We start from the raw sequence: 13,105 nt of genomic DNA on the forward strand, positions 1-13,105 counted from the left end.
ACTACACCACGTCCTCGCCCAGATAGGCCCGGATGACCTCGGGATTGCTGCGAATGGCGTCCGGGTCGCCGTGTGCGATAAGCGCACCGTATTCCATCACCCAGATGTACTGGCACACGCCCATGACCACCTTCATGTCATGCTCGATAAGCAGGATGGTCAGGTCGAAATGGTCACGGATGGCCTGGATGAAGTGCATGAGCTCGATACTTTCCTGCGGGTTCATGCCGGCGGCGGGTTCGTCCAGCAGGAGCAGACGCGGTTCCGTGGCCAAGGCACGGGCGATCTCCAGGCGGCGCTGCGCCCCGTAAGGCAGGCTGCCCGCCTTCTCGTCCATGTATTCGGCCAGGTTCAGATGCTCCACCAGGTCGCGGGCCTTGTCCGTGATGGCCTTTTCTTCCTTGTAATACATGGGCAGGCCCAGCGGCGCCATCCACCAGGGGCAGCGGCGGCGCACATGACAGCCCACCATCACGTTCTCCAGCACGCTCATGTGCGGCGAAAGACGGATGTTCTGGAAGGTACGGGCCATGCCCATGCGACAGATCTCGAACGGCTTGCGGCCGCGGATGCTCTTGCCCGCAAAGCGCACGTCGCCTTCCTGCGGCGTATAGAAACCGCTCAGCACGTTGAACAGGGTGGTCTTGCCCGCACCGTTGGGACCGATGACGCCCACGATGCTGCCCTCGTCCACCTTCAGGGAAAGGTCGCTGACGGCCGTCACGCCGCCAAAGCGCATGGTCACGTTTTCAGCCGTCAGGATGGGCTGGACTTTGCTTGCACTCATGCCTTGCGCCTCCCCAGCGAAAAGATGGTTTTCCAGGTGATCTCACGGGTGCCCATGATGCCCTCACGCCGGAACAAAATGATGGCCAGCAGGATGAGCGAGAAGACCACCATGCGCATGCCGGGGATGCCCGGGATCTCGAACACGCCGAAGTCCATGGGCTCCTCGATGGCGCGCAGCCATTCCAGCAGGATGGTGACGATGGTGGCGCCCAGCAGGCTGCCGGTCAGCGAGCCCAGGCCGCCGGCCACCACGAACATCAGCACGTTGAAGGTCAGCAGGAAGTTGAACATCTTGGGGTCGATGGTGGACAGGTGGCTGCCCAGCAGCGCGCCGCCCACGCCCGCGAAGAAGGCCCCCACGCAGAAGGAGAGCACTTTGTAGCGGAACACGTTGATGCCCATGACGCCCGCGGCGATCTCGTTATCGCGTATGCAGCGCAATACGTTGCCGAAATTGCTGAATATGAGCCGTGACAGCACCACCAGCGTGATGACTGTCCAGATGTAACAGGTCAGCAGGGTCGCCTCGCCGGGGATGCCCTTGATGCCCAGCGAACCGTTGGTGATGGACGTGGCGTTGACGATGACCACGCGGATGATCTCGGCGAAGCCCAGGGTGGCGATACCCAGGTAGTCGTCACCCAGCCGCAGCACGGGCACGGCGATGATGAAGGCGAAGATCATGGCCACCAGGCCGCCGGCGATGACCGCCACCCAGAAGGGCGTATGCAGCACGGAGAAAGGCCAGATGATGGGATCCAGGATCCACATGATCTCTTTCTGTTCCGGCAGCAGGGTACACAGGGCACCCACATAGGCGCCGATGGCCATGAAGCCGGCATGGCCCAGCGAGAACAGGCCGGTGAAGCCATAGATCAGGTTGAGCGACAGGGCCAGGATGGCGTTGATGAAGATCAGTTTGAGGATGTAGATCTGATAGTCGCCCATATAGGCCTCGGCCTGGGTCAGGGCCAGACCGAAGATGACGATAAGCGCGATGTTGAGCAGGGTCGTTTGATTGAAGCGCATTAGATCTTCTCCTCCATGCGCTCGCCCAGCAGGCCCGTGGGCTTGAACACAAGCACCAGCACCAGCAGGATGAAGGCGAAGGCATCACGGAAGCCCGAAAGCTCCGGCATGAAGGCCACGGTCATGATTTCCACAAAGCCCAGGGCCACGCCACCGATAACGGCGCCGGGGATGGAGCCGATGCCGCCGAACACGGCCGCGATGAAGGCCTTGAGGCCGGGCATGATGCCCATGTAGGGGTGCACCTGCGGATAGCGCAGGGCCCACATGATGCCCGACGCGGCAGCCAGGGCGGAACCGATGAAGAAGGTGAAGGCGATGATGTTGTCCACCCGCACCCCCAGAAGACGCGTGGTCTCGATATCCTTGGAGATGGCGCGCATGGCCAGGCCGGGCTTGGTGTGGTGCACGATGTAGAGCAGGAGCGCCACCAGCACGATGGTCATGACCGGCACGAAGGCCGTGAGTTTGAGGATGCGCACATCACCGAACTGCCAGACCGAGAGCAGCCAGTCGGGCTGCAGCACGGGCCGGGGCTGGCCGGTGAAGACCACCACGGCCAGACTTTCGATGAAGAAGGAAACGGCGATGGCGCTGATGAGCGCCGAAATTCTGGGCGCGTCACGCAAGGGCCGGTAGGCCACGCGTTCCACCACCACACCCAGCACGCTGGCGCCGAGGATGGCGATGATGGCGGCCACACCCCAGGGCCAGCCATAGGCGAAAGTACCGAAAAAGACGAAGTAAGCCCCGACCATCAAGATATCGCCGTGGGCAAAGTTGATCAGGCGCAGAATGCCGTAGACCATGGTATAGCCAATGGCGATCAGCGCGTAGAGCGAGCCTAGCGTCAAGGCGTTGAAACAGTGCTGCAAAAACATGTCAAGGGTCATGGGGCCACCTGGAAATAAGCTTTATCCCGCCCGAAGGGGCGCGAAGACGGAACGGCGGGGCCCGTCGGAGCCCCGCCGTGAACAGACGGATTCCCTTACTTGGGAGTGACTTCGGTCAGATAAACGCGCTTGCCGTCCTTGTACTCAATGATACCCACGGGCATTTCGGCGTCGTGGCTGGCATTGATGGTCAGGGTACCCAGCGGGGTCACCAGGTTCTTGGTCGCGGCCAGGGCCTTGGTGATGGCGGCGGGTTCGGCGGAGTTGGCGCGCTTGATGGCGTCAACGATCAGGAACAGACAGTTGTAACCCAGGGCGCCGTTCACGTTGGTTTCCTTTTCAGGATAGGCCTTGTTCCAGGCTTCGGTGAACTTTTTGGCTTCGGCGCTCATGTTGGGCATTTTGGCATCGTAGGGGAAGGTGGTGTGCAGGAAGCCTTCCGCAGCCTTGCCGGCCAGCTTCACGGTGTCGGGGTTGTCCATGGCGTCGGCGCCCATCAGGCGGAAGGTGGCGCCCAGTTCGCGGGCCTGCTTCATGATGATGGCGCCTTCAGCGAAGTAGGCGGGCATGAAGACGATCTCGGGCTTTTTGGCGATCAGGTCGGTGAGCTGGGCAGTGAAGTCCTGGTCACCGGAGCTGTACTTGAGGTTGGCCACCACTTCGCCACCCAGCTTCTTGAAGGAGCGGGTGAAGAAGCTGGACAGACCCACGGCGTAGTCGTTGGTCATGTCCATGAGCACGGCGGCCTTGCGCAGGCCCAGGTTCTCATAGGCATAGGTGGCGGCAGCGGCACCCTGATAGGGGTCGATGAAGCAGGCGCGGAAGTAGTACTTCTTGCCCTGGGTCACCAGAGGGCTGGTGCAGGAGGTACCCACGCCGGGCACCTTGGCCTTTTCGGCCACTTCAGCACCGGCCATGGCCAGAGAGGAACCGTAGGTACCGATCAGGGCCACGACCTTGTCGCGTTCCACCAGGCGCTTGACGGCGTTGGCGGCTTCCACCTTGTCGGACTTGTTGTCCACCACAACCAGTTCAATGGGGCGGCCCAGCACTTCAGGCATGTCCTTCAGAGCCAGCTGCACACCTTCCAGCTCGAGCTGGCCGCCAAAGGCATTCTGACCGGTCAGGGGCAGGTACACGCCGATCTTGATGGATTCAGCAGCCAGGGACTGGCCGGCCAGCCCCAGGGTCAGAGCCATCAGCGCCAAGCCAACGAATTTGCCCAGTTTCATAAATCATCTCCCAGGTCTTGGAGGGTGAAAGAGCTCGCCCCGGTGATCCTTTTCCAGGGCTATTCCTGTTGAGATACACCAAATCCCCCCATTGCGCAATTTGCCGGTTGAATTTGGCCATAAACCCCAAGCCGAACAATCCCTGCGCATGGCCTCATGCAAAATGGTTCATCCGCAGTTGAAAAAATTTATCCTCTTTCACGCCAAGCGCCAAGGCCTTTTTTCGATAATTTGCGTTTTGATTTTTTATTACACATAACATATTGTAATAACATTATTTTTTAAACAATCCCCCATAGTGCTCCATGGTTGAATAAATCTCATCTCTGCCCCGTATCCTCCTGCGCCGGCGGCCCTGTCCGTATTGACGAAAGCCCATGAAGAAAGGAATATCCCCTTCTCGACATATATCTGTCCGCATCCCCTGCCCTTTCGGGCGGGATCTCCAAGGAGACAATGTGACGCTTCCCGACAGCAAAAACCGTCAGCGTTCCCGCAGCATCGCCCGCGTCCTCAACGATGACGCCAGCCTCATCAACATCAAGACCTTCGCCATCGCGGCCCGTTACATGAGCTTCAAGGCCGCGGCCCGGCATCTTGGCCTGACCTCCGGCGCTGTCAGCCACCGTATCGCCCGCCTGGAAAAGGAGCTGGGCTTCCCGCTGTTCAACCGCCTGACCCGCGCCGTCTCCCTGACACCGGAGGGCGAGCGCCTGCGCGACGTCTACCTCAATGCTTTCCAGAAGATCTATGAGGAGATCACCCAGCTGCTGCAGGACGACTTCAGCTCCCTGACCATCTATGCCGCCCCCAGCCTGGCCCTGGCCTGGCTCATCCCCCAGCTGAGCGACTTCCAGCAGCGCTACCCCTCCATGCAGCTGCATGTACGTACCGGCAACGCTCCCATAGATTTCCACGGGGACTCCACGGTGGACGTGGCCCTGTATTATGCCGAGAGCCACGTCAGCGGCCTGACCTCGCGCAAGTTCATGGACGAGGCCACCCTGCCCGTCTGCTCCCCCGAGTACGCGCAAAAGCACGACCTGATAGGCCATCCCGAGAACCTGCCCGCCTGCACCCTGCTCCATGACTCCGCCGCCTGGCATTATGCCGCCACCACGGCCGAATGGCAGGAATGGGCCGACAGGAACCATGTGGACATCTCCAACTGCCTGAACTTCGTCACCTTCGACCATACCTACGGGGCTTCCGTGGCCGCCAGCCACGGCCTGGGTGTGGCTCTGGGGCGCTGCAGCCTCATCGCTCCCCTGCTGGCGGAACAAAAACTGGTCACCCCCTTCCCCGACCTGCCGCCCACCACGGCGTTCCGCTCCTACTACGCCGCCTGGCCCCGTCATACCAATCCTTCCCCCAAGCTCCAGGGCTTCCTGGACTGGCTGGAAGAAAAAGGCCAGCAGAGCAATGCGGCTCTTGCCCGCCTGATGCACGCCTAGCAGGAAGAGACATTTGAACGAGGGGGGAATGGAGACCTTTTTGGAAAAAGGTCCTCCTTTCCCCCCCTCGCGCTCCCCTCTTTCCTCCCAAAAACTTTTATCAGGCCACAAAAAAAGGACGCCAAGGCGTCCTTTTTTTGTGGCCGCGGGATGAGCGCTGATAAGCACTTCCCGCATCATTCAACAATCATCTCCCGGCTCACTCATCCCGGAGGCTATGCTTCCAGAATGCGGTGCCTCCCCGTATGGCGGGTTTTGGGGAAGGAAGGGGCATGGGGGAGGAACCCACTTTTTGCCGCAAGCAAAAGGGGCTCCTCCCCCGTTCAGATTCCTACTTCTGCCAGCGGGCCGTGTAACGGGCCAGAAGGCGCAGCGAGGGGCGGGAGAAGCGGTCGAAGTCGGCGGTGAGCTCCAGACCGGGGACCAGGGCACGCACCACAGGCATGTCCAGATCCTTGCGGGAGATGTCCACATACAGGGGCGTACGGCCCTGGGCGCACAGCGTCTTTTCCAGCAGCTTGCAGGAAGCTTCGGCCGACGGCAGACTGTAGTCGGGCAGATCTTCCAGCCAGCGCACCGGCAGGCCGCCCAGAGCGGGCCCCGTCGGTTCGCCATACGGATAGGGCCAGGGCACTTCGGTCAGGGCCGCCAGCGCGGCCCGGCTGCCGCACAGGTTGGCGCCCGTGGCCTGTGCCACCTCGCCGCGACGGCTCATGACGAAGCAGCGGTAGACCGGCACGCCCAGCTCCGTGGTGATGTCCTGGAACTGGATCTGGATGCCGCGGGCCGCGTAATCGTCCAGCAGGGCCTGCAAACGTTCGTCGCGGCTCTTGAGCACGAAGCAGCCCTCACGGCTGAAGGGCGTGGTGGCCTCGGCGTCACGCTCCACGATCTCCGTGAGCGCCGCCAGCCGGGCTTCGGCCTCGGTATTGCCGGAGGCCAGGCCCGTGGAGCCACCGGCCAGGAACAGGGACTGCTCGTCCAGATTGCAGAACAGAAAGACCGCCTGCGCGGGCACCAGCACGGTCTTGCCCTCAGGATCGCGGGCCTCCAGCCAGTACAGGGGCACATAGTCCTCGAAAGGCGTTTCCAGCGGCAGGGAGGACAGGGGCAGGAAATCCTTGCCCTGGGACCGCAGCTTGGCGCAGGAAGCATGGACCAGCGGCATGGGCCGGCGGCGGTTCGTCACCTCGAAGGTGTGCTCGCCGGTACGGGCCACGCTCACATAGCTGCTGGCCCGTTCCACGATCTCCATGGCGTAGGAGGCCCGGGCCGCAGCCAGGGAAAGACCGCGCCCGTAGGCCGTGGCCTCGCCGCGCAGGCTGTGACGCATACGGCCGCAATCCACGGCCAGATCCACCTTCCAGGAGCGCAGCAGCGCGATGGGAGACAGCGAAGCCTGATGACGCATCTCCTGCCCGGCCAGAACGTCGTTCTCCAGCAAAGCATTGACGGCCTGCTCGTAGGTCTCCTGTGCCGGACGGCGCTCAAGGCGCGGCAGGTCTTCCGCCTGCATGCGGGCGTGTTCCCGCTCCAGCATCCCGGCCCGGGCCCGCAGGCCTTCGCGGCAGACCTCCAGCTCTTCTTCACTGTAGGGCAGTTCCAGCTCCAGTTCTTCCCAGTGCGGCAGCATGTGGTGCCGGGCGATGTTGTCGGCAAAATGGGCGCTCCAGGCCTGCATGAGGCCAAAGTCCTTCCGGCTGGCAGCGCGCAGATAGATCAGGGAGGAGGACAGCGTCAGCCGCTGCAGGGCATCTTCGGGGAAGCCATCGCAGCAATGGGCCAGCTCGGGCACCAGCAGCGAGCACTCCAGCAGCAGGCCGGCAAGCCCCATGCGCCGGAAACTGTCCGTCTCGCGGTCGTACAGTTCATCGGCCAGATTTTTGATCTCCTCCGGCGAACGGCGGCTCAGCTGGCGCAGGCAATGCTGGCGCAAAAAATCATCGAAGGGCGTGGCCTCCAGACGGGCCAGCGCCTGGGGCAGGGTCAGGGATGCGGGCGGCTGGCAGGAAAAATAGCCGGTCGTGGCCTGGGTCGTCTCGTGGGTATAGGCATAGGCGATGCCTTCGGGGATCACGGGCATGGCGTGGAAAACCTCATGGCAAAAAGATGGCGACAACATCCCGGGGCGTGCGGCCCAACGCCGGAGGCGCGACCGGCCCGTCATCCGCCGCCAAGGCGGGATGGGGGATGCCGATACGGCCCTGCAGGAAGGCAGGGGCACGGACACAACGGCAGGAGACAGAGGCGGCAAGACCGTGAAGCGACGGACACGGCCGCCCCTCTCCCCGGGACAGGACGGGCGGAAGATAACAGAAAAGGGGTGGGCCAACAATGGCCCACCCCTTGAGGTTCCGTAATCCGGAGTGCGGATTAACGCTTCGAGTACTGGTAACGAGCGCGGGCAGCGCGCAGACCGTACTTTTTGCGTTCCTTCTTACGCGCATCGCGGGTCAGGAAGCCGGCCTTCTTCAGGATAGGACGAAGGGCGGGATCCACCAGCAGCAGGGCGCGGGAAATACCGTGACGCACGGCTTCGGCCTGACCGGCCACGCCGCCGCCAGCCACGTTGACGCGCACGTCCAGCTTTTCAGCCAGCTTGGACAGCACGAGGGGCTGACGGATGATCATCTGCAGGGTCTTGCGGGGGAAGTAATCTTCAAAGGCACGACCGTTCACCGTGATGTTGCCGGAGCCAGCGTAGACGCGGGTGCGGGCAGTGGCGGTCTTGCGGCGGCCGGTGCCGTATTCGAATTTGTCGCTCATGACGTGCGCTCCTTAGTAAGGCAGGGTCAGCGGCTGCGGGTTCTGAGCCGTGTGCGGGTGTTCGGGACCCGCGTAAATCTTGAGCTTCTTCAGCATGGCGCGGCCCAGACGGTTCTTGGGCAGCATGCCACGCACAGCGGCCATGAGCACGCGCTCGGGCTTGGAAGCCAGCATATCGCCCAGGGAGGTGGTCTTCAGACCGCCCACCCAACCGGAGTGGCGATAGTAGTTCTTGTGGGCCATCTTGGTGCCGGTCACCTTGATCTTTTCGCAGTTGACCACGACGATAAAGTCGCCGTTGTCCATGTGACGGGCAAATTCGGGCTTATGCTTGCCGCGCAGGCGGTGGGCGATCTGGCTGGCCAGACGACCCAGCACCTGATCCTGGGCGTCAACCACAAACCATTCGTGGTTGATGTCTTTCGGGGTGGGGCTGAACGTCTTCATCGGGATGAACTCCTCATCTACTTATCTCAGTAGCCATCAAGCGGCGGAAAATCCGTCTGCGACGTGCCGCCTAACGGGTGACGACAGTATCGCTCACAAAGAAAGCGCTCTTTATCGCAAAGCGCACAACTTGTCAAGCATTCACGACGGAATGCCAAATTTGTGCCGTATTCCAGACGGCTGCGGGTTGGTGTATATCAAAATGCTCCGGCTGTCATCCTTTTTTTGCCAAAAATTTGTACCAAGACAAAAACCATTTGAAAATATTGGTATTTTGCGACCCGCTTTTACGGGGCCAGCAGCTGCTGCCCAAAAGCCGGACAGGCTGCCCTCAAAAGGCACCGTTCCCCTGCCCTTTTGGGCTCGCGGATACGAACGGGAAAAACGCGGAAAGAACTGCATGCTCCGGCCGTTTCCCAAGCCCACGCGGGAAAAAATCTGGGAGAAAGGGGCCCCGATTCACACGAGTCCCCCCTTCTCCCAAACAGGTGCCTCCATGTCGGCAACTTAATGCGCCGCGCCCCAGTCGTGACCGGTGCCCCAGTCCACCAGCAGCGGCACGGAAAGCTCCTTGCCTGCGGGGCAGACATCCTGCATGAGGCGGGCCACCAGGGCTCCGGCCTCTTCGGCGGCATCGGCGGGCACTTCCAGCAAAAGTTCGTCGTGCACCTGCAGCAGCAGGCGGGCATCCAGCTCCCGCAGGCGCTCGTCACGGGCCACGGCCAGCATGGCCAGTTTGATGATGTCCGCCGCCGAGCCCTGGATCACGGTATTGATGGCCTGACGGCGGGCCAGGGCCGCAGCCTGTCCGCTGGCGGAATTGATGTCCGGCAGCAGACGGCGGCGACCGCCCAGAGTGGTCACGAAGCCGTGCTTGCGGGCCGAGGCCTCCACGCCTTCGTAAAACTCCTTCAGGCCCTGCAGGCGCTCGAAGTAACGGGCGATGAAGTCCTTGGCCTGCGTGGTGCTGATCTTGAGCTCCTGGGCCAGTTTCTGGGCACCCATGCCGTAGATGAGGCCGAAGTTGATGGTCTTGGCATTGCGGCGCTGGTCCGGGCTCACCTGGTCGGGCGGCAGGTCATAGACCAGGGCCGCCGTGCGGGCGTGGATGTCCTCGCCGTTGCGGAAGGCTTCCAGCAGTGCCGGATCCTGCGAGACATGGGCCAGCACGCGCAGCTCCACCTGCGAATAGTCGGCCGAGACCAGCAGGCGGCCCGGCCCGGCGATGAAGCAGGAGCGCATGCGCTTGCCCAGCGGCCCGCGCACGGGGATGTTCTGCAGGTTGGGATTGCTGGAGGAGAGCCGTCCCGTAGCCGTGGCCTTCTGGTTGAAAGTGGTATGGATGCGGCCCTGCGGGTCCACCAGGCGCGGCAGGGGATCGAGATAGGTGGAGCGCATCTTCTCCAGCTTGCGGTACTGCAGGATGCTGTCCACCACCGGATGCTGCCCGGCCAGTTTTTCCAGCGTCTGCTGGCTGGTGGAAGCCTGGCCGCCCTTGGTCTTGCGCGGCGCGGGCAGGCCCAGCCCGTTGAACAGCACATCGCCCAGCTGCTGGGCCGAGCGGATGTTGAACTGCGTGCCCGCCAGCTCGTAGACATGGGCCGTGAGCTGGTCCAGCCGGCCCTGCACATCGTCGAGGAAGGCCCGGAAGGCCGCGGCGTCGATGGCCACCCCGCTCTGTTCCATGCCTGCCAGCACGGGCAGCAGGGGCATCTCCAGACGCCGGAACAGCTCCAGCAGGCCGTCCTTTTCCATGCGCTGCTCGAACAGCTGCGCCATGGCCAGTCCCAGACGCGCGGGGCCGGGGGCCGTCTCGCCCCTGCTCTCCAGTTCATGGCGCAGCACGGCGCCCCAGCGGGCCGAAAGACGGGGCCAGCCGTAATCGTTCTCTTCGGGGTTCAGCAGATAGGCGGCCACGCCCAGATCGATGCAGTCCCCCGCCCGCCCGGCCAGGAACTGCCAGCAGGGCGCGGAGGTCAGCATGCCCTTGAGGTCCGCCGTCACCAGGGTGCGGGCAGGGGCCAGCCACCGGGCCAGCTCCACCACAGGACCTTTCCACTGCCATTCTCCCAAAGAACTGCCGTCAGCGCCTTCCACGGCCAGATAGGGGGCCTCGCGGTCGCCGTGGGCCCAGATCAGGGCCACGCGGGCATCTCCGCAGTCCGGCAGGGCCGACACGTCATCCAGCGCGGGCGCGGATTCCTGCGGCATGGCGTCCAAAAGGCTCATCTGGCTGGTGGCACGACCGCTGCGGGCAGGCTGGGCCAGCGGCAGGGAGGCCTGTTCCGCAGCCGTCTTCTTCCCGGCTGCAGGCTGTGCGTCCTCACGGATGCTGCCCGCATCCAGGAACTCCTCGGGCAGGTCGGCCTCGGCGGCCTGCAGACGGTCCAGGGCGGCCAGCTCGCGCCGCAGGGCGAAGAGCTCGAACTCTTCCGTGAGCAAGGCGCAGGTGGCGGCATCCAGCGGCCGCACGCGCAGGTCCTCCAGCGTGACGCCGGGGCAGAAATCGCGTCTCAGGGTGGTGAGCTCGCGCCAGGTGAACATGTTTTCCAGATGCGCCTGCAGTTTGGCCTGCATCTTGGGCGGCAGCAGGACGAAATGGTCGCGGATGTCCTCAAGACTGGGGCAGATGGAGAAGATCTGGCGCGCGGTCTTGGGACCGATGCCCGGCACGCCGGGGATGTTGTCGCTGGTATCCCCGATGAGGGCCTGCACATCGGGCCACTGGGCGGGCGTCACGCCGCTCTCTGCCGTGAAATCGGCCTCGCTCACCAGCTTTTCTTCCTTGGAGGCCGGGTCCCACATGTAGACGTTGGGGCCCAGGCACTGTTTCAGGTCCTTGTCGCCGCTGACGATGATGACGGGATGTTCCGCCGCGAAGCGCGCCGCCAGCGAGGCGATGCAGTCGTCGGCCTCGCAGCCCTGCGAGACTTCCAGCCGCAGGCCCAGGGCCCGCACCATGCGGAGGATGGGATCCAGCTGGCGTACCAGATCTTCGGGCGTGGCATCGCGGTTGGCCTTGTAGAGGGGGAATATCTCGTGCCGGAAGTTGGGGCCCTTGCCGTCCTGCACGAAGGCGAAATAGCGGGGGCGCTCTTCGCGCAGGATGCGCAGCAGCACGCGGCTGACCACTACCAGGGAATTGGTGGGGAAACCGTCGGAACGCTGCATGTTCCTGTTGGCAAAAAAGCCGCGATAGATGAAGGCCGAGCCATCCATGAGAAAGACGGGCTCTGCGGCAAGCCCGAGGCGTTGTTTCAGCGACATGGCAATCCGGGGTTGTAGGGTAAGCAAAAAAGGGGAAAAAGCCTGCGGGGGAGCGGCCTCCCTCCTTGCGTAGCTTCTGTCCTGCGCGTATACTATAGAGATGGAAACAAGTCCGCAAGTAAACCTGGACAGGGCCGGAGAGCGCCTGCAGGTCACCGTCTCCGGCAGCTGGGCCATCAATACGCCCTGGCCGCCGCAGTGTGCCGACGCCCTGCAGCAGCTGCGAGGCCCCGGCATCCGGCAGCTGCACCTCGCGGCGGCCTCCCTCGACGCCTGGGACAGCAGCCTCCTGGTCTTCCTCGTCCAGCTGCACAAGGCCGCCCGCGCCGCGCAGATCGAGATCAGCCAGGACCTGCCCACAGGACTGGCACGACTGCTGCACCTGGCCTTCGCCATCCCGGCCCAGGCAGGGGCCGCCCGCAGCGACCACCGGCAAGGGCTTTTCGCCCGGGTGGGCGAAGCGGTCATGGGCCTGCCGCCCCGCTGTGCGGATTTTCTGGAATTCCTCGGCGATGTGACCCTTTCCATCTGGCGTCTCATCCTGGGACGCGCCGGCATGCGCATGCAGGACTTTATAGAAGCCATGTACGAATGCGGTGTGCGCGCCCTGCCCATCATCTCCATCACCAGCCTGCTGTTCGGTCTGATCCTGGCCTTTGTGGGCGCAGTGCAGCTGACGCAGTTCGGCGCCCAGATCTATGTGGCCGGGCTGGTGGGCATCGGCATGTTGCGCGTCATGGGCGCGGTCATGGTGGGCGTGGTCATGTCCGGCCGCGTGGGGGCCGCCTATGCGGCCATGATCGGCACCATGCAGGTCAACGAGGAAGTGGACGCCCTGACCACCCTGGGCATCTCGCCCATAGATTTTCTGGTGCTGCCGCGCATGCTGGCCCTGATGCTCATGGTCCCCCTGCTCACGGTCTATGCCGACCTCATGGGCATCCTGGGCGGCTATGTGGTGGGCGTCTCCATGCTGGGGCTGAGTTCCGCCGAATACCTCAACGCCACCATGCAGATGGTCTCCTTCGTCCACGGGCTCATCGGCATCGCCTACGGTACGGTGTTCGGCATCATCATCGCCCTGGCGGGCTGCTATCAGGGCATCCGCTGCGGCCGCAGCGCCCAGGCCGTGGGCCTGGCCACCACCACGGCCGTGGTCCAGTCCATCGTGGGCATCATCATCGCCACGGCCGTCATCACCATCATCTGCAACGTACTGGGCATCTGA

10 protein-coding genes are annotated in these 13,105 nt (G+C 63.3%); 2 read left to right on the plus strand and 8 right to left on the minus strand.

The features are described from left to right. Nucleotide 1: 1 nt before the first annotated feature. The 4 genes from Q4I12_RS12630 to Q4I12_RS12645 all read right to left on the minus strand — a co-directional run bounded on the left by Q4I12_RS12630 (nucleotide 2) and on the right by Q4I12_RS12645 (nucleotide 3,943). Nucleotides 2–787 (minus strand): ABC transporter ATP-binding protein, encoded by a 786-nt coding sequence (locus Q4I12_RS12630; RefSeq protein ID WP_302261810.1) that lies wholly within the window; start codon nucleotides 785–787, stop codon nucleotides 2–4. Further along, nucleotides 784–1,818, minus strand: coding sequence for a branched-chain amino acid ABC transporter permease (locus Q4I12_RS12635; RefSeq protein WP_168934852.1), 1,035 nt, complete (start codon nucleotides 1,816–1,818; stop codon nucleotides 784–786). The genes Q4I12_RS12630 and Q4I12_RS12635 overlap by 4 nt, the downstream gene beginning before the upstream one ends. Beyond that, the gene (locus Q4I12_RS12640; RefSeq protein ID WP_006004323.1) at nucleotides 1,818–2,711 is read right to left on the minus strand and encodes a branched-chain amino acid ABC transporter permease; all 894 of its coding nucleotides are present in this window, start codon (nucleotides 2,709–2,711) and stop codon (nucleotides 1,818–1,820) included. Before Q4I12_RS12640 ends, Q4I12_RS12635 begins: the two co-directional genes overlap by 1 nt. A 95-nt stretch (nucleotides 2,712–2,806) precedes the next feature. After that, nucleotides 2,807–3,943: an ABC transporter substrate-binding protein gene (locus Q4I12_RS12645; protein ID WP_302261813.1), complete on the minus strand. Its 1,137-nt coding sequence runs from the start codon at nucleotides 3,941–3,943 to the stop codon at nucleotides 2,807–2,809. A 458-nt stretch (nucleotides 3,944–4,401) separates the two neighbouring features. Here Q4I12_RS12645 and dsdC point away from each other — a divergent pair, with 458 nt between their 5' ends. Next, a complete protein-coding gene (dsdC, locus tag Q4I12_RS12650) occupies nucleotides 4,402–5,397 on the plus strand; it encodes a DNA-binding transcriptional regulator DsdC (RefSeq protein ID WP_168934850.1) in 996 nt (331 codons plus the stop codon). 331 nt (nucleotides 5,398–5,728) lie between these two features. On the opposite strand, the gene Q4I12_RS12655 is transcribed toward dsdC, so the two are convergent. The 4 genes from Q4I12_RS12655 to polA all read right to left on the minus strand — a co-directional run bounded on the left by Q4I12_RS12655 (nucleotide 5,729) and on the right by polA (nucleotide 11,877). Beyond that, complete coding sequence (locus Q4I12_RS12655; protein ID WP_297158649.1) at nucleotides 5,729–7,480, minus strand: YcaO-like family protein; 1,752 nt, start codon at nucleotides 7,478–7,480, stop codon at nucleotides 5,729–5,731. A gap of 290 nt (nucleotides 7,481–7,770) precedes the next feature. Further along, a complete protein-coding gene (gene rpsI / locus Q4I12_RS12660) occupies nucleotides 7,771–8,163 on the minus strand; it encodes a 30S ribosomal protein S9 (RefSeq protein WP_006004313.1) in 393 nt (130 codons plus the stop codon). Between the two features lie 12 nt (nucleotides 8,164–8,175). Continuing rightward, nucleotides 8,176–8,610 carry a 50S ribosomal protein L13 gene (rplM, locus tag Q4I12_RS12665; protein ID WP_072331677.1) on the minus strand — a complete coding sequence of 145 codons (435 nt, stop codon included), beginning with the start codon at nucleotides 8,608–8,610 and terminating at the stop codon, nucleotides 8,176–8,178. A 507-nt stretch (nucleotides 8,611–9,117) separates the two neighbouring features. Further along, nucleotides 9,118–11,877: a DNA polymerase I gene (gene polA / locus Q4I12_RS12670; RefSeq protein WP_302261816.1), complete on the minus strand. Its 2,760-nt coding sequence runs from the start codon at nucleotides 11,875–11,877 to the stop codon at nucleotides 9,118–9,120. A gap of 100 nt (nucleotides 11,878–11,977) precedes the next feature. Here polA and Q4I12_RS12675 point away from each other — a divergent pair, with 100 nt between their 5' ends. Further along, the gene (locus tag Q4I12_RS12675; RefSeq protein WP_204625316.1) at nucleotides 11,978–13,105 is read left to right on the plus strand and encodes an MlaE family ABC transporter permease; all 1,128 of its coding nucleotides are present in this window, start codon (nucleotides 11,978–11,980) and stop codon (nucleotides 13,103–13,105) included.

Origin of the sequence: Desulfovibrio piger (assembly GCF_951793255.1) — a bacterium.
In the GTDB taxonomy this organism is placed as follows: Bacteria; Desulfobacterota; Desulfovibrionia; order Desulfovibrionales; family Desulfovibrionaceae; genus Desulfovibrio.